Here is a 16,922-nt window from a genome sequence, read left to right on the forward strand (position 1 = left end):
AATTCTACGGATCTGCTAGGCTAAGTAAATTACGCACATTTTTGTCACCATGACCCGCCCATGAAAGACCTGGTTTCGCGTTGCCCCATCGAGGAAGTCATGCAGATACTGAGCGGCAGATGGCCGACGCTGCTGGTCTATTACCTCAAGGAAGGCACCAAGCGTTTCAGCGATCTGCGCCGCGACAATCCGACCATCTCGCATCGGATGCTGACGCTGGAGCTGCGCAAGCTGGAGTTGGCCGGGATCGTCCAGCGCACTGATTTCGATGGCTATCCGCGGCGCGTGGAGTACGCGCTCACGCCATCGGGAAAGACGCTGGTGCAGCTGCTGGATGCGCTGGGCGACTGGTGGGATGAGCACGGCGAGGCGTCCGAAGACGCCTCCTGAGCAGGCCTGCCAGCTTTCAAGCCGGGCTTATCCGCCCCCCTGCTTGCCAGTGCCGATCAGATCCAGCAGGCCATCCGACAAGGTCCCGCGCCAGACCAGGTAATCATGTCCGCCCGCCACCTCGCGGTGCGTCACCAGATAGCCCTTGGCACGCAGCACATCCCGCAGATGCCGGTTGGTCTCCAGGATGCCCGGCTGGCCGCCGCGTCCGGACTCGAACAGGCCGGCGCCAAGGAAGAAGCGCACCGGCAGCTTGCGCACCGCGACGAATTGCCGCGTCAGCCACTGGTCCTCCTCGCCCGCCGGCGACCACCAATAGGAACCTGATTGGCTGAGCACGTTGCCGAACACTTCGGGGTGGCGCAACGCCGCATAGGCCGATGCCAATCCGCCGTAGCTGGAACCGCCGATGACGGTGCGCGCGGCAGGCGCGCTGATGCCTTGCTTGCGCGCCCACGGCATCAGCTCTTTCGCCAGGAAGTCCGCAAAGTCCGGGTTGGGCGGCAATTCCTGGCTGCGGGATTCCGCCGTAGGGTTGTCGATGAGCAGCGCCGCCGTCGGAGGAATGACGCCGGCGGCGATCATGTTGTCCAGAATGGTGGGCGTGGGCACGCGGCCCAGATAGGCGCCGGCGTCGAACAGCACCAGCACGTGATTGTCCGCTGCGCCAGACTGCCAGCCAGCAGGACGGTACAGGTGGATCTTGCGCGTGTTGCGCATGAGATCGCTGCGCAGCTCCATGGTCTCCACCGTTCCCTGCCGCACGCCCGCGCGGGGTTCGACCCAGGGCTGCTGCGGCGCGTCCGCCAGTTCCAGCATGGAATAGGTCTGGTACGCGTCGACGCCGCGCACCGGGTATGCCTTGGGATTGTGCGGATCGGCCTGCGCCGTGGCCAGGATCGCGCGGCGCCGCGCCATGCCGGAGCCTGGAAGCTCGGGCACATCGGGCGCCAGGCGATATGACAGGCGCGTGGACCTGGGGACGACGAAGCTGGCATGCCAGACATCGGAGTTGCCCAGCCGCGCCAACTGAGCATGGTCCGACGACGGCCCGCCGAACAGGCGCACATTGCGTTCGGCGCCGCGCCACAGGAATGTGACGCGGTCATGTCCGGCGTCCACGGCCTCGACCAGCGGCGTGCCTTGCTGCGCCACCTCATCCCAAAAGGCATCCGTCGTGCCGCCCGCGGCCAGCGTCGCCGCCAGCTCGGTCAGGCGCGGGCTGTCGAGCGCCGCCGCGGGCGCACGTTGTTCCGCAAGGGGCAGGCGTTCCGTCACGGCCCAGCGGAACAGGCCCTGACCCTGCGCGCGAACGGTGTAGAGGCCATCTTCCGGCGCCACCAGCATCAGGGCTCCGGCCGGCTTTTCGCCGTCGCTCAGCCGGCGTACGTGCTGCCCGGCGCTGTCCAGAAGATCCAGGGTCACGCCGGATTCGGCGGCCCAGGTGCCCGCGAGGAACTCTCCCTTCTGTAGCGAAATTCGTTCGTCCACATGGGCCTCGGGTGTGACGGCGCCCTGCCTGGACTGCGCCGCGGCCATGCCCGGCGCCACGCCTATCATCGACACCGCCAGCGCAGCCGACGACATCCAATCCCGCCATTCCAATCTGTTCTTTTTACGCATGTTCATCCATTCGTTTGTTCACGGCCCGTTCGCGGCGGTCCGCTATCCCTCGCGCGCGGCGAGCCTTCTGGGCGCCCATACGCTGTCCGCGTCGCCCCGTCCGATCCTGCGCGCGCTGGCCTTTGCCATCCAGGCAAATCCCAGCCCTGCCGCCAGGGCCGTCGCGTCCACTGCCAGCGCCGCGGCCGACGTGTGCGCCCAAAGCCCGGAGGCAGGAAACAGCCCGCCCACGAGCGAGGCCGCGGGTATCGCCAGCGTCAATGCTGCCGCGACCCATAGCAGATGCACCCCTGCCGCCGCGCCTCCGCGCAGGAAGGCCCAGGCCAGGCTGGCGAAGAACGCCATGTAGTACAGCGCCCGCAGCCAGGCATTCAGATCGCCGACGTGCCCGCTCAACCCTTTGGACGCGACCATCATCAACGAAATGCCACACACGCATCCCAGGCAGACGCCCACTGTCGCCGACGCCATCAGCCGCGTGTCCAAGCGCTGCACTGGAATCTCGCCCGTCTGCCGGTCGGCGCGCTTGCGCCGGGTTTCTATCCACAGCAGGTTGCCGCTATAGAACAGCCATGCGCCCGCCAGTCCAAGCAGGAAATAAAGCCACTGCACTGCCGCGCCGCCGAAGGAAGCCATGTGCAGCGCGAAGAAACTGCTGACCCAGAGGTTGGGCGCGTCCTGTCCGCCCGGCAGATAGTCGCGGTTGAGCACCTTCCCGCTGTAGGGATCGAGCGCCACGAAGCCGCCTCGCGCCCGCGGCGATACCGCACTGTCGTCCTTGCCCCAGACGCGTACGATGGCGCGCGGGCTGACGACCTGTTGATACTGCAACCCATAAGGCTCGAAGCCCGGGGCGAGGGCGCGCGCCTGGGCCAGCAGTTCCGCCGGCGTCAGCATGTCTGCAGGATTCCGGACCTCTCCAGCCGGCGCGCCGCCGCCGGACCGCTGGAAGACGGATTCCAGCTTGCCTTCGTACATGAGCTTGTCCTGCAGATCGTAGATTCCGTCGTGGAACGCGAACACGACGGAACTCAGCGCCATGACGATGTGAAATGGCAGCGAAACAATGCCCACCACGTTATGCGCATCCAGCCACATGCGCTTCAGGTTCTTCCCGACCCGCAACGCGAAAAAGTCCTTGACCAGCGACGGCAGCAGCACGATCACTCCCGACACCAGGGCAATTGCATAGAGCGATGCGACGATGCCCATGAACCAGCGGTTGGGATCGCTGTCGACAGGCAGGCCCACCACGCGGTGAAGCACATCGATGAACGGCATCAGCCCGCTGGGCGCGGCCTCCTCCAACCGCAGCTCGCCGCGCGCATCCAGATAGGCGACATGGTGGCGGATCGACGATTCATCGTGATCGTCGGCCTGCCCGTCACGGACTTCCCAGGACATACGGGCCGGCACGTGCTCGGCGTCCTGCAGATGGATGCTGAACCCCTTGGCCACATCCGGCCGCGCTTGCAGGGTTCTGGCGATAAGGTCGGGCGCGTCTTCCAGCGCCACGGGCGCGACGGCTGCGGGCGGCGTAGCCCAACGGGTCAGCGGCTCTTTGAATACGGTCAGGGCACCGGCGTAGAAGGCGATGAACAGCGCCATGCCGGTCAGGATGCCCGTCCAGGTATGGACGGATTTGTAGATGCGTATGTAGTCGGCTCTCATGATCGCGGACTCCCTTCAGATCGCCTTGACGACAAGCAGTCCGCCATAGAGCAGCACGCAGGCTCCGCCCAGCCAGATCCACGCGCGCAGGCCGCTGGCGAAAAAGTAGACGGTACTCGCGACGCCGAGCCAGACGGGCGGCACCAGCCACATGGCCAGCTGCGAACGCGTCGCCAACGGAATGCCGGCAGTCAATGCGGCCAGCGTTGCGCTGGCGCCCATGGCCAGCGCGAAGCCGAGCAATGCGCCCGCCAGGCTCTTCGATATCCAGTCGCGCCGGATCGGCGCGGGCTTAACGGGCTTCATGCGTATCGCTACCGCGCAGGCCCGCCAGTACGCCCAGGTACGGCATGAGACTGAAGAACAACATCAAGGCGGTGCAGAAAACGAACACGGCCGCGACGGCAGAGAATGCGCGCAGGCAACCCCAGCCGCCCAGCGCGAGCAGCAGAATGCCAGCGACGCGGGCGGGCAGGACCGGCCAGGACGTGGCGCCCCATCGCTGGTTGGGCGAAGCGCGATAGATACAGAAGCTGCCCAGGAACAGGCTCGCCAGGCTGAAAAGAATCAGGACTTCCATGGTCACCCCAGGATGAATTGCCCGAGACCTGCCTGCCAATCCCTGCTCCGAATCGACTGTCCGGAACAGGGACCGGCAAAACATCCCGCATTCAGAAACTGATGCTGGCGGAGGCGGTTACGGTGCGCGCCGGCCCCAGCGTCACGATAGGCGTCGTGTCGCTGAAACTGCCGGCGTAATAGTGCTTGTCGAACACGTTGTTGACATTCAGCCGGTACACGACGTCCCGGCCGTTGATCTGCGTGGCGTAGCGGGCGCCCAGGTCCAGTTGGCCCCAGCCCGGAATCTGCAGTTTGTTGGCCGCATCCGCGTACTGGCTCGAAGTCGCCTGCACGCGCGCGCTCAGCGTCACGCCGGGCACCCACGGCGTGTCCCATTCCAGCCCGGCATTGGCCTGCCAGCGCGGCGCGCCCACCGCGGTATTGCCGTCATAGCGGCCATACGAGGTCTTGACCTGCGTGCCTTGCGTGTAAGTGACGCCGCCCAGCACGCGCACGCCCGCAGCCAACTCGCCGAAGGTATTCCACTCCACGCCGCGGACACGCTTCTCGCCGCCGTCCGCATACGTGGGCTTGGCCGTAGAGCCCTCCGTCACCAGCATGGGTTTGTCTATCTGGAAGAATGCCAGGGTATTGGTGAAAGTGCCGGCATTCCACTTGACGCCCAGCTCCTGCTGCTTGGTCTTGTAGGGCGCGAACACCTGGCCATAGTTGCTGGCGCTGGTGTCCGTGACGCTATCGCCCTTGCTCAGGCCCTGCACGTAGTTGGCATACAGCGAGACGTCCGGTCCCCAAGGTTTGACGACGATGGCGACAGCCGGTGTCACGGCGTCCTCGTCATAGCGGGCCGTCGTCTTGCCGGTCTTGTCGAAGTTCGTCGTCTTCACGCGCTGGTTGCGCAGGCCGCCGGTCAGGAGCAGCTTGTCGTCGAAGAAGGACATGGTATCCACCAGCGCCAGGCTGGACAGCGTGTTCTCCGCCGTCTTGGGCGCGCTGCCCGGCACCGCAGGCATGACCGGCGTGATCGGGTCGTAGATATTCGACTTGAAAGTCGATGCCGGCCCGGTGGCCGACCCGTCCTCCAGCTTCAGCAAGGAAGCCTGGAGCACCAGCTCGTGCCGTACGCTGCCCGTGTTGAACCGCGTGCGCAGCCCGCCCTCGGCCGAGGTGGCATCCGTGTAGGCGCGCTGGCCGATGATGGAGCCGGTGAAATTGCCATTGGCGTCGATCTGCCGCGCATGGGTGCCATTGATCAGGCCCGATTGATGGCTGTCGCGCCTGCCCACACCGGCAAAGGCCGATACGCTGTCATTGAAGCGGTATTCAGCCCGCGCCATGACGGCGTTGCTCTGGATGCTGCCATAGCCGGTGCTGAACTGGTTGATGCGAGGATCGGGCGCTTCGGGCACGACCGAACCGCCGAACCAGAACATGGCCGGCGTGCCGCCCGAAAACGACTCCTGGCTATGGTAGGCGTCTATCGACGCGCTCAGGGCGCTGCCGCGATAGTCCAGGCCGGCGGACAGGAACTCGCGTTTTCTGGATTGGCCGTCCAGCGTGGTGGCGCCGTCGCTGAAGGAACCGTTGACGCGCGCGCCCCATTCATTGGCGGAGCCGAAACGGCGGCCGGCATCGATGGTCGTGCCCAGCTGGCCGTCGGCCTGCCAGTTCACGCCGAAGGTGGCATTGGGCGTGTCTTCCGCCCGCTTGGGCACCAGGTTGATCGTGCCGCCCACCGCGCCGCTGGGCGCCATCCCGCTGAACAAGGCGTTCGGGCCTTTCAGCACCTCCACCCGCTCGACGAACTCCAGCGGCGTGCGCCCCATGGGCGCCAGGCCATACATGCCGTTGATCGCCACGTCGTTCTGGTTGACGTCGAAGCCGCGGATGCGGAAGTTCTCGTAGGCGTGTCCGCTCGACGTCGTGAACCGCACGGAAGGATCGTTGGCCATCACGTCCGCCAACGTGCGCGCCTGCTGGTTCTGGATCAGCTCGGAGGTATAGCTGGTGACGTTGAATGGCGTGTCCATCACGTCCTGATTGCCCATCAGGCCCAGGCGCGCGCCCTGCGCCACCTGCCCGCCGGCATAGGGCGCGGGCAAGTCTTCCTCCGAAACCGAACCCGCGGTCACGGTGACGGGCTGCAGCGTCGTGGTTTGCGCCGCGTTCTGGGCGGCGGCGCTGGCGGGAAGAATCAAGGACAGCGCGACTGCCGGGCTAAAGCACTGGACGCACAGCGAGATAGTCAACTGAGTTTTCTTGGCCACAATTCATCGTTCCGATATCTAAATGCGAATGCTTATCAGATGAATTATATATTTAAGAAAGCACCGTTCGCCAAGAAATCAGGAGTCCGCAGCCAGAATCCGCTCGAATTGGCACGCAATTCAATAAGAATCAAAGGCTTATATTTTTTTGATTGACATCCCAACGCAAAATTCTGCGGCCTCGGTTTGGAAGTCGCCAGCGCGGGCGCGCTTGGCAGAAGCGACAAGGCCATCCCGGCATCCTCAAGCACAGTCCCCGCCGGTAAACTGCGCAGTCCTCTCGGCGCCGACAGGCCCATCGAACGCTTATATAACCCTGGAGAGCTACACAAGATGATCCGTCATCTGGTCCTTGCAGCATCGTTGGCCGTGGCAGGCAGCGCCGTGGCAGCCCCCTCTTTCAACTGCGCCAAGGCCGCGACTCCGGTCGAAAAAGCCATTTGCGCCCACCCGGCGCTGGCCGACCAGGACGCGGCCATCGCGCAGCAGTACAAGGCGGTACGCGGCAAGCTCGACGCCGAGGCAGTCAAATCACTGACCGCCGACCAACGTTATTTCCTGGGCGTACGGGACAATATCTATGCCGAGCCCTTTTCGGGCAGCACGCCGGTCAAGGAGATCGGCACCAGCATGCGCTACCGCCTGAATTTTCTGAAGTCCATCGATCCGCAGCCGCCTGCCGGCTTTGTCGGCAAGTGGAAGAACGTCGAAGGTGAAATTGAAATCACCCGCGGCGCCGACGGCCAACTGCTCGTGGCCGCCAATTCGGCCCAGCCCTACAACGGCCGCTGGGTCTGCGATCTGAGCGGCAAGGCTGTCGCCGTAGGCGACAGCATCATCGTCACCTATCAGGACGGGCCGCCGTGGACGCTGGACCTGACGCGCCGCGGCGCTGTGCTGGTGGTGCGAGAAACGCCGCCCGCCGGGGTCGAGAAAGACGGCTTCGGTCCGCCGTTCTGCGGCATGAACGGCAGCCTGGAGGGAGACTGGTTCGCGGTGCGCTGATCAAAGGCATTCCGCAGCCGCACGCAAACTCGATGCGACTGCGTGCCGCCGGACACCACGATTACACCGATGACGCAGCCGTTCCGAGGGCTGCGGCCAGCAAATCGGCCAGGCCACGCCCGGCGCCGCCATCTTCATCAAGACGCGGATTGTAGATAGTGATCTCAAGGCCAACGGCCTTGCCGCTCGACAGGGCAATCCGCAGCGCGGCCGTCAGCTCTTCCCACGACAAGCCGCCAGGCACGCGGAAATCGACGGCCGGCATGATGGCGTCGTCAAGACAGTCTGCGTCGAGGTGGATAAAGAAACCATCCAGCTCTGCTCGCGTCAGATGATCGACTGCCTGCCGCGCAGCAGCCTCGATGCCCATCGAACGTACTGCGGGGAGATCAAGCGTCTTGAGCGCTTCAGGGAGCGGCTGGCTGCCGTACTCTTCCTGGTCCTCATGATCGCGATACGCGAACGCAACGGCGTCTTCAGGGCGGACCAACGGCCCGCGCCCTTCGATGTCGGCCAATAACGGCGGACCATGGCCGGTGACGAAGGCAAGATCCATCGAAGCGCCTTCGCCGTTGGGTTCCGCCTCCGGTTGGAAAAAGTCCGCGTTGCCGTCGATGAAGAGCAGACCGTAACGGCCGCGCCTGCGCAACGCGAGCATGGAACCCAGCAGGATTGTGCAATCGCCGCCTAGCAGCACCGGAAACTCGCGCGCATCAAGCAGCGCGCCCACCGCGTCGGCAAGCTTGGGCGACCACGCCGCAATGGCCTTGGCGTTCAGGGTGCCGGTCTCGGGATCCGGCGTCGGATTCTTGGGAGGCACGGCAAGTCGCCCGGCGCGGCGTGCATGGATGCGCTCAGCAAGGCCGTAGGCCAGGAGCTGATCAGGCAGGCATTCCACACCGTCGGTCGCCAAGCCTAGCGTGGAAGGGGCTTCGAGGATTGCATAGGAGAGAGTCGGCATCAGCGCCTCCGGGGCGGCCATTCCGCAAAAAATATGATGCCAGACTACAAATTGCGGCGCGAAAGCTCAATCCGACACCGTATCTTCCGTTTCCCTACGGAGACGCGGGCGGCTCCCATGACCCGTGCGAGCCCAGGAGCAAGGCCCTCAAGCCTGCGCGCGGCGCGGCAGCCAGCGCCAGAACACGCCGGCCGCCACCAGCCCCAGCGTGCCAACACCGAACGATGCGCCGCCGAGCGACACCAGGGCGGTCAGCACCGACAGCGCCACGGGTCCGCCGCTTGAGCCAAGGTCGGCCATGAAACGCCAGATGCCAAGGAACTGCGTGCGCGCGCCCGCTGGGGCGGCGTCGGCGCCCAACGTCATGACGATGCCCGATCCGATGCCGTTGCCGAAGCCCAGCAGCGCCGACACCAGGATGAAGCTCGCCACCCCGTCGGTAAGCGGGATCGCCATCAGGCTCAGCCCCATCAGCAGCGTGCAAGGCAATGCCACCCACAAGCGGCCGCGCTGGTCCATCACTTTGCCCGCCGGATAGAACACCGACATATCGACTGCGGCGACCAGCCCGTAGATGAGCGAAGTGGTGGCGGCGTCGAGGCCCAGGTGGTCTGCCCACAGGGGAATCACCACCTGGCGCGACGCGCGCACCGCGCTGATCAGCATCACGCCCACGCCGAGCGTGGCGTACACGCCGCGATGGTCGCGCGCAACCTCGCCCATGCGTGCGCGCGGCGCGCCCGCGCTCGCGCCCGCCGAAGGCTCGATGTCAGGCGCCTTGACGGCGATGAGTCCTGCGCCGAGCATGGCGCAGATGGCAATCCAATAGGCGCCATCCAGCCCCACGAAATGAATCAGGGCCGCACCCGCGAACGGGCCGAAGAAAGTACCGATCCGCGTCGTACCGCCGAGCGTGGACAGGGCGCGCGCCCTGTACGCCAGCGGCACGACCTCGATCATGTAGCTCTGGCGCGCCAGCTGAAACACCGACTGCGCGCACCCTTGCATCAGCATGGCCAACGCCAGCACCCAGAGGTTGGGCACGCCAATCACGAGCAGCAGGCCGACCACGCTCAACACCGCCGCGCCAGCCATGGCGCGCTTCTCGCCGAAGCGATGGGTGATCAACGCGGACGGAATATTGGAAAGCAGCGAGCCAACCCCGATGAGGGCGGCTATCAGGCCGGCGGTGGCTATCGACGCTCCTTGATCGCGGGCGGTGAGCGCGATCACGGGAAGAATGGCGCCGTTGCTGATGCCATAGAGCAGCGACGGGCCGAACGCCGGCACGGCGAGCTGCTTCAGATTGAACGAATCGGGTTGCGACATGGCGGGAGAATGGGAGACCGGCCGCCTGTCCGCCGCCTTGCCACATGGCACGGGACCGGTCCGGCGGACATTGGCGCGGGATGCCGGAAGTGTAGCTGGCGCCCCTCGCGCCCGCCTGTCGGCCAGCTGACAGCCGCCGCGTCTCTCGCCAGCTGTTCAACGTCCGGCAGATACCGCTTTCCCTTCCCGGCGAAGCTGGCCGCATCGCTTGACAATCCTTGACTGTTGAGTCCTGGCGATACATTGCAACACACTGTAATCTTTTTCCATACAAATTGTGTCGGCCGAGCATGCGCTCGACTGTGTACCGTTCCACGCATTCGCCTGTCCATGCCCGCAACCCTTCTTGAATGGTCCGTGCCTGCAGCGATCCTGATGTGCGCCATCGGACTCTGCGCTGCACGTTTCATCGGCTTCAATACGCTCCGGTGGGGCTGCGCCCTGGCCAGCCTGGGCGCAGGCTACGCCATCATGCTGGTGCAGGCCAGCGCACTTTCCCCATATAAACAGGTCGTCGAGGACGCTTTCATTCTGGGCGGCGTCATCCTCGCCTGTCGCGCCCTCCAGAGCCGCAGGCGCAGCCAGGTTCCCCCCTACTTCGATGCTGCGGTCCTGCTTGCCTCGACGGCGATGGTAGTTGTCTCGGTAGTGCTGTTTGCCAGTGCGAAGCTGGAAACGTTCTTCGTGCAAGCCTGTTGCGCGCTCGTGACCTGGCGGGCCACGCTGTCCTTCGCCAGGCATGCCGTGACCACGTCGGACAGGGTGCTCACCGCCGCGTTCCTCTTCATCTCCCTCGTGTTGACGGGCCAGTGCATCCTGTACATTGCCGCCCCGATTCCGCCGCTCTCAACGGGCGAATGGAGAACGTCGGTCTGGGGCATCCTGATCCAATACACCGGACTGCTCGGGAGCATAGTCCTGACCTTCGCGGTCTTCATCGCGACGAGCTACGACGCCATAGAGAAGTACCGTCGCCACGCCCATACCGACGCCTTGACGGGCCTGCTGAACCGCCAAGGACTCGATAGTCTGCTTGCCTCCGGGCGCGCATTCTCGGATGCGGCAACGCCGACCGCGCTGATCATGGCCGACATCGACAACTTCAAGCGCATCAACGATGTCTTCGGCCACGCGTTTGGCGACATGGTGCTTGCCCGATTCGGCGCCCTGCTCAGGCCGCTAACGGACACCCGCATCCATGCGGCCCGGCTGGGAGGAGAAGAATTCCTGTTGCTGCTGCCCACGGCAAGCCTGGAAAACGCCACCGCAATCGCCGAAGAGATCCGTGCCAGTTTCGTGGCGCAGCGCTGGACGCCACAGGTTCCAGATTCCTGTTTCACCGCAAGCATGGGAGTGACCGTCGTGCAGGCAGGAGAACCTTTCGCCAGCGCGTTGAAACGGGCAGACGACCTGCTTTACGAGGCGAAGCGACGAGGACGGAACTGCACGGTTGCGGGCATGGCGCCGGCCGAGGCCGGGCATGGCCGCCACGCGCCTGGCGACAACGCAAGCACTCAAGCGTGTTGCGCACAGGCATGAAGTCGCCGGCTCGGCCCGCGCCGCCCGCAGAGATCCCGGCAGGGTTCAATGCGGCGGGCAGCGCGCCGCGCTCATAGCGTCATGACCGGCTCGTCTTCAATCCGAAAGAACAAGGCGCTCGGCCCCATGATGCCCGTTCCGTCGAGATACTCGAAGGCAACGCGCTGGCCCGGCGCGGCAGCTTGCCCTAAATGCTCGACCCGGTACATCACGCCCCCGATGCGATAGTTGTGAACCAGCGTGGAAATGTTCGAGTTGGACGCGCGCACGCGATAGGTCACGACTTCCTCGACCAAGCCGCGTACCCCGTGCTTGTAGCGGGCCCGCTTCAGCCTGGGGCTGCGCATGCCCAGCACGAATCCCGTGAGAACGAAGAATGCGGCCAGCAGGATCAAGGGCCCCAGGAACAGGCTGCCGACCAGCGGCGCCAGGGCGAGCACGTAGAAGAACTTGCGCAGGCTCAATTCTTCCTTGCGCACGGCCTCGCGGTCGGCATTGCTGACTTCCTCGACCGAATTCCAGGCCTGCGCGCTCATCGGGTACTCGGCCAGCAACAGCACGGGTGGCGCATCGGGGTCCAGCGTCAGCAAGTGCAGGCGCACGGGTAGGTCCGTCAGCGCCACGGCCGTCACAGGCCGGAAACCTTCTCGAGTGTCCCTGGCGATCTCGTTCCAAAACGGCAGAGCTACGTCCACGCGCTGTTCGCCGAAGACGTAGCAGATGCCGGGACTCCCGGCCGGACCAAAACCGGTCAGGTGCCCGGAAACGATCTGCTTGGGTACACGCCCCTTCAACACCCGATTGAAGCGGCGCCAGGCTTGCGGCAGGCGCAGCAACCTGCGTCCAAGAAAGACCGCGAAGCAAGTCATCGCCACTGTGCACAACAGGATCACCACGCCGTCAGCGCCGCGGCGCAGGCTGCGATCGGACGCGCCAAGCACGACGAACATGATCGCGCTGCTCGCCAGCAGCAGGAACATCAGCCCCGCGAACACGGCCGTCAGGAATCTGCCGCGACGGCCACGGCGCAGCAGCACGATGTCCTCATCGGCCAGGGGTTCTTCCGTGACTTGCAGCATTGCGCTCATGCTACCCCGGCAGCTTGCGCTGCTTGCGCGCCGCGCGTTCGGCCAGCCGCTGCGCCATATCCTGCTGGCGCTGCAGCAGATCGGCTATCTGCTCGGCGTAGAGGTCGGTGAGGTCGCCGGCCAGCGGCTCCACATCGGTCAGGTCATCGATCGCCACGACCGTCCCCGCCTGATCCACGCCCCAGATCCGGCTGCCGTCACCCACGACCTTCAGCACGGGCAGGATGCCGGGCAAACCGGCCTCGGCGAGCTGGCGCTGCTGCGCCGAGATGCTGGCCCATTCGGGCAACTCCGGCGCATCGATGCCCAACAGCACCAGGCCGCGCCAGAAAGTCCAGGCGGGGCCGACTTCGAATTCCTTCGCATGCGGCCAGACTTCCTCGCGCGCCATCACGCACAGGCCGTTGGTACGCTGGCAGAAGGCCGCAAACGCCGAAGGCAGCGGGAAGCCTACAGCGGCTTCCAGCCCGGCGATCGCCTCCGCATCGGGCGCGGGCGCGGCCACGACCTCGAAATGCTCGGTGTCCACGGGATCCAGGATTTCCCACATGCGTTGATGAAACTGTTCGGCGGTCATGGTCATGCAAGCATCCTGAAGCTAAGAAAAGTCCTGGTTCGCCGCGAAAGCGGGAGCCTTGAAAGCGCACCACTATATCTTTGATTGCGGCGGCAAGCGCTTCCACGACCTGCGCACACACCTCGACCTGCCTGGCCGCCATGACCGTTCAGCCCCGCCGGCCAAACAGCATCGCCAATCCGAACAGCGCTCCCAGCCCGCCAACGATAGCCAGCGACATCGACGGTTCGCGCAAGCTCAGCGCCATGACAGCCACACCCGCCCCCAGCACGATGATCAACAGGCCCACCAGGCGTCCTGCCGTGGAACCATAGAAATGTGTGCGGCGCGCCGCCTGCGTACCGGCGGGCTGGCGCGTATGCCACGCCGCCAAGGCCTGCTCAAACTCGCGCAACAGACGTTCACGTGTGGGCCGGTCCACTGCACTGACCAGCAACGTCGGCAGGCCGGGACGGACCAGCTTGAGATAATCGTCGGTGCCCCAGCGGGACAATTGGGCGAAGGCGACGGCGGAGCGGCGCGAAAACTCCAGCCCTTCGGACGTCACCTTGACGGTATTGCGTGTGGGAAAGCCCTTGAACGCCACCAGCGGCGGCGCCAGCAACCCCAGCACCGCCAGCACAACCGCCAGAACAATCGGCCCACGGTTGAACACCACCAGCATGAAGCTGCCCGCCGCCAGGGCGAAGGCCAACGGCACCGACAACTGGTGCCAGCGGGTATAGACCGAGACCTGAATCCCGTCGTTGCTAGTCATGTTTGAGCCAATTGCATGTCGACTTCTCCGTGAATGACGCACGTGTCACGATCAGAGTGTAATCATGCGCCTGTGCGGAACCTGACGCGACATTGCCTCCAAGCGCCAAGAGGCCGCTTTGGATACGGTGGCTCGGATCAGGATTCGCAGATCCAGTCCGCAGGTCGGTCATCCGCCACGAAGCGTACGGCCGGCCAATAGCCATCCATGAACCAGGTCGCGTCGCGCGGCGCCAGGTGCAGCACGTAGCCCCCGTCGGCGGCGACGATCAGGTCGGATGGCGTGAAGTGTTCCAGGAACGTCACAGGGGGATCTTCGGGGTCGCCGGTGTCGCGTCCCGCCTGCCAGAGGAATTGCAACGCGGCGTCGCGGTGCGTCGCCAGCGCTTGAGCGATCGAGCGGGCCCGCTCCAGCAGCGGCGCCGCCGCCTGCTGATCGGCTGCGAGCAGCACCACGCGCAGCCGGCCTCCGTCGGCGGTCGCGCAGTCCAGCCAAGTTTCCTGGGCCGGCATGTTGTCGTGGGTATAGGGCTGCATGGAAGGTCCGCCTATCGGCGCTGTCGCGCCTCGGCGCGACGCCGGCCGACGTGCATGATGGCCATGCCCGAGATCGCAAGGGCGGCGCCGATGAACAGATTCGCGGGCGTGGCTTCGCCCAGCCAAAGGCTGGAGAACAGCACTCCGAAGACGGGCACCAGCGTGATGTAGCCCGACGCCGCGCCGGCGCCCAGCGCCTTCACGCCTTCGAAGTACCAGGCGTAGGCGATCGCGGTCGCCCCGAACGCCAAAGCCAGCAGGCTGCCCCAGGCGCTGGCCGGCGCCTGCCCCAGCTTCTGCCAGGCGGGAACGCCTTCCACGATCAGACTGGTGAGCAGCAGCATCAGCGCGCCAATCACGGTGGTCACCGTGGTGGTGGTCAGGGCGTCCACGCCTTTGAGCACCAGCCGGCCGATCAGGGTGTAGGCCACCCAGCAGGCCACGCAACCGAGCAGCAGCAGTTCGCCGATGCCTACGCCGGAGCCGGCGGCTGCTTGTGAAACCCCGCCGCCGATGGCGATATACGCACCGATGGCCGAAAGAACCATGCCGGCCAGGATGGCTGGATTGAGATGTTCGCGGAACAGGATCGCCGCCAGCAACAGCGTCGCGCCTGGATTCAGCGTCACCACGATCGCGGCCTTGCCGGCCGGCACCAGCTGCAGGCTCAACATGAAGAAGCTGGAGTAGCCAAAGACGCCCGCCAACGCGGCGGCGGCCAGGCCAAGCCATTGGTTGCGCGTCAGGGACTTCAGGCCGCGCAGCGCCGAGGCGCGATGCATCCACAGAACCAGCACCACGCTGGCGAACAGGAACCGCAGGCTGGCCGCGGCCAATGGAGCCATGGCCTGGGCGACGACCTTGCCCCAGGACCACGACGCGCCCCAGAGCGCGGCCATGCCGACCAGGCGCAGGTGCGTGGCCATCAGCGTATTTTTCATCTGTGCTTCGAAGGTGAGCTGCGGTGGTCGCGCGGGGCGACGGTGAAAAGCAATGCGTCGAGGTTGTCTATCCGTGACAGCCGTCAGCGCGCATGCGGGATTTTAGCTGGCGCAGTTTCAACGCGATATTGCAGTATGGCTTCTTCGCACGGTCAAAGGCTCCTCAGGAAATCGACGAGCGCCTTGTTGACTGCCTCGGGGGCTTCCTGTTGCAACCAATGCCCCGCGCCGGGAATGACTTCAGCAGCGCGCAGTTGGGGAACGAGGGCCGGCATGGCCGCGATGATCTGGTCCATGCCGGGAATCGCCAGGCCCGTATCCCTTTCCCCTACGAGATAAAGCGCAGGCACATCCACCGTCTTTCCCTCAAAGGCCCCCTGCAGCGCCCAATTGCGGTCCAGATTCCGGTAATAGTTGAGGCCGCCACGAAAACCGCTGGCGGTGTAGCTTTGGACAAAGGTCGCCAGATCCGATGGAGTAAGCCAGGCCGGCAACGTCTGGGGGACAGGCAGCGAATCGAGCAGGCCACGGCCAGCGGCTACCATGCCAAACGGATTGGGCGTGGCGGGGTCGTCACGCGTCCCGGCGTCGCCCGATGCCGCGAAGTAGATGGCGCGCAGGGTCGCGCTGATGTCGCGCTCGAACTCCTCTTCAGCAACTCCCGGCTCGTTGAAGTAATGCGTGTAAAACGCAGCGGACTCGGTTCTGGGGAAGAGGCGGCTGGGTGCAACCGGCGCTCTGCGCATCATGGGAACGCCCAGGGCGACGACGGCCCGAAAGCGGTCCGGACGCAGTTGGGCTGCCTGCCATGCGATGCTGGCGCCCCAATCGCCCCCCACGATCACCGCATCATCGGCCCCCTCGCTTTCGATAAGCGCGACCAGGTCGCCGATGACATCCAATGTTGTGAACGCCGCCACATCCGCCGGACTGTCGCTGGCGCCATAACCGCGCAAATCCGGGGCCACGGCGCGGAATCCCGCACGGGCCAGGGCGGGCAGCTGATGGCGCCAGGCATAAGCGGTCTCGGGAAAGCCGTGGCACAGCACGACGAATGGACCTTCGCCCTGGGCCGTGACATTGAGCGTGATACCGTTGACGGCCACATCGCGTGTTTCAAGGTCGATCATCGGGCAAGCTCTCAAGAAGTATCCGGTGCAGCTATAATACCGTAACACCTGTAGTTACGGTAATTGATCCCATGGCCAATGACACCCGCCTTGCCCGTCTGCTGCACGTCTTGATCCACATGCATTTGCGCGGCGGCACGACCACTTCTGGAACGCTGGCCCAGATGCTGCATACGAATGAGGTGGTGGTGCGCCGATCCATGGCGGCGCTGCGTACCGCCGGCATGGTGACCTCCACGGGCGGGCGCAACGGCGGCTGGGTACTGGCCAGGGGACTGGAAACCATCACCGCGCGCGATGTCCATGAAGCCATCGCCCATGGCACGGTCTTTACCATCGGGCCAGCCGACGACAATCCTGCCTGCCCCGTGGAACGAGCCGCGAACCAATTGGTGGTGGATTCCCTGCGCGAAGGCGAGCATGCCTTGCTGCAACGCTTGGGCGCGGTATCGCTTTCCGAGCTTGCCGCGGAGATTGCCTCGCGCGAGGAAGGATGAAGCCGTAGAGTCGAATGAGCTACGCAGGCAGA

The 16,922-nt window shown here is 65.1% G+C and carries 17 protein-coding genes; 4 read left to right on the forward strand and 13 right to left on the reverse strand.

The window, feature by feature from the left end:
• The first annotated feature begins 60 nt into the window (after nt 1-60).
• The gene (locus IB259_RS13870) at nt 61-390 is read left to right on the forward strand and encodes a helix-turn-helix domain-containing protein (RefSeq protein WP_175212573.1); all 330 of its coding nucleotides are present in this window, start codon (nt 61-63) and stop codon (nt 388-390) included.
• 27 nt (nt 391-417) lie between these two features.
• Here IB259_RS13870 and fes read toward each other — a convergent pair whose 3' ends face one another.
• The 5 genes from fes to IB259_RS13895 form a co-directional block, all read right to left on the reverse strand.
• Nucleotides 418-2,013 carry an enterochelin esterase gene (gene fes, locus IB259_RS13875; RefSeq protein WP_225596855.1) on the reverse strand — a complete coding sequence of 532 codons (1,596 nt, stop codon included), beginning with the start codon at nt 2,011-2,013 and terminating at the stop codon, nt 418-420.
• Between the two features lie 42 nt (nt 2,014-2,055).
• Nucleotides 2,056-3,684 (reverse strand): PepSY domain-containing protein, encoded by a 1,629-nt coding sequence (locus IB259_RS13880; RefSeq protein ID WP_192329317.1) that lies wholly within the window; start codon nt 3,682-3,684, stop codon nt 2,056-2,058.
• Nucleotides 3,685-3,699: 15 nt separating this feature from the next.
• A complete protein-coding gene (locus IB259_RS13885; protein ID WP_054451890.1) occupies nt 3,700-3,990 on the reverse strand; it encodes a hypothetical protein in 291 nt (96 codons plus the stop codon).
• Nucleotides 3,977-4,264 carry a hypothetical protein gene (locus IB259_RS13890; RefSeq protein ID WP_054451891.1) on the reverse strand — a complete coding sequence of 96 codons (288 nt, stop codon included), beginning with the start codon at nt 4,262-4,264 and terminating at the stop codon, nt 3,977-3,979. Before IB259_RS13890 ends, IB259_RS13885 begins: the two co-directional genes overlap by 14 nt.
• 91 nt (nt 4,265-4,355) lie before the next feature.
• Nucleotides 4,356-6,530 (reverse strand): TonB-dependent siderophore receptor, encoded by a 2,175-nt coding sequence (locus IB259_RS13895; protein WP_175180635.1) that lies wholly within the window; start codon nt 6,528-6,530, stop codon nt 4,356-4,358.
• 333 nt (nt 6,531-6,863) lie between these two features.
• Here IB259_RS13895 and IB259_RS13900 point away from each other — a divergent pair, with 333 nt between their 5' ends.
• Complete coding sequence (locus IB259_RS13900) at nt 6,864-7,535, forward strand: lysozyme inhibitor LprI family protein (RefSeq protein WP_175160400.1); 672 nt, start codon at nt 6,864-6,866, stop codon at nt 7,533-7,535.
• Nucleotides 7,536-7,596: 61 nt separating this feature from the next.
• Here the strand turns inward: IB259_RS13900 and IB259_RS13905 are convergent, their stop codons facing one another.
• Nucleotides 7,597-8,496, reverse strand: coding sequence for an arginase family protein (locus IB259_RS13905; RefSeq protein WP_192329318.1), 900 nt, complete (start codon nt 8,494-8,496; stop codon nt 7,597-7,599).
• 147 nt (nt 8,497-8,643) lie between these two features.
• Nucleotides 8,644-9,825, reverse strand: coding sequence for an MFS transporter (locus IB259_RS13910; protein WP_192329319.1), 1,182 nt, complete (start codon nt 9,823-9,825; stop codon nt 8,644-8,646).
• 330 nt (nt 9,826-10,155) lie between these two features.
• Between IB259_RS13910 and IB259_RS13915 the strand changes: the two genes are divergently transcribed.
• Nucleotides 10,156-11,364 (forward strand): GGDEF domain-containing protein, encoded by a 1,209-nt coding sequence (locus tag IB259_RS13915; RefSeq protein ID WP_125472457.1) that lies wholly within the window; start codon nt 10,156-10,158, stop codon nt 11,362-11,364.
• Between the two features lie 71 nt (nt 11,365-11,435).
• Here IB259_RS13915 and IB259_RS13920 read toward each other — a convergent pair whose 3' ends face one another.
• The 6 genes from IB259_RS13920 to IB259_RS13945 all read right to left on the reverse strand — a co-directional run bounded on the left by IB259_RS13920 (nt 11,436) and on the right by IB259_RS13945 (nt 16,393).
• Entirely contained in the window at nt 11,436-12,452 is a 1,017-nt protein-coding gene (locus IB259_RS13920; protein WP_125472458.1) for a hypothetical protein, read from the reverse strand.
• Nucleotide 12,453: 1 nt separating this feature from the next.
• Complete coding sequence (locus IB259_RS13925; protein WP_125472459.1) at nt 12,454-13,035, reverse strand: SMI1/KNR4 family protein; 582 nt, start codon at nt 13,033-13,035, stop codon at nt 12,454-12,456.
• 142 nt (nt 13,036-13,177) lie between these two features.
• A complete protein-coding gene (locus tag IB259_RS13930; RefSeq protein ID WP_192329320.1) occupies nt 13,178-13,786 on the reverse strand; it encodes a hypothetical protein in 609 nt (202 codons plus the stop codon).
• Between the two features lie 137 nt (nt 13,787-13,923).
• On the reverse strand, nt 13,924-14,322 hold the full coding sequence (locus tag IB259_RS13935; RefSeq protein ID WP_192329322.1) for a hypothetical protein: 399 nt from the start codon (nt 14,320-14,322) through the stop codon (nt 13,924-13,926).
• Nucleotides 14,323-14,333: 11 nt separating this feature from the next.
• Nucleotides 14,334-15,263 carry a DMT family transporter gene (locus IB259_RS13940; protein WP_054451900.1) on the reverse strand — a complete coding sequence of 310 codons (930 nt, stop codon included), beginning with the start codon at nt 15,261-15,263 and terminating at the stop codon, nt 14,334-14,336.
• A 152-nt stretch (nt 15,264-15,415) separates the two neighbouring features.
• Nucleotides 15,416-16,393, reverse strand: coding sequence for an alpha/beta fold hydrolase (locus IB259_RS13945; protein ID WP_192329323.1), 978 nt, complete (start codon nt 16,391-16,393; stop codon nt 15,416-15,418).
• A gap of 71 nt (nt 16,394-16,464) precedes the next feature.
• On the opposite strand from IB259_RS13945, the gene IB259_RS13950 reads away from it, so the two are divergent.
• Complete coding sequence (locus tag IB259_RS13950) at nt 16,465-16,890, forward strand: Rrf2 family transcriptional regulator (RefSeq protein ID WP_192329324.1); 426 nt, start codon at nt 16,465-16,467, stop codon at nt 16,888-16,890.
• The last annotated feature ends 32 nt before the right edge of the window (nt 16,891-16,922 follow it).

The organism is Achromobacter sp. ACM04, from assembly GCF_014851465.1.
GTDB lineage: Bacteria > Pseudomonadota > Gammaproteobacteria > Burkholderiales > Burkholderiaceae_B > Achromobacter > Achromobacter aegrifaciens.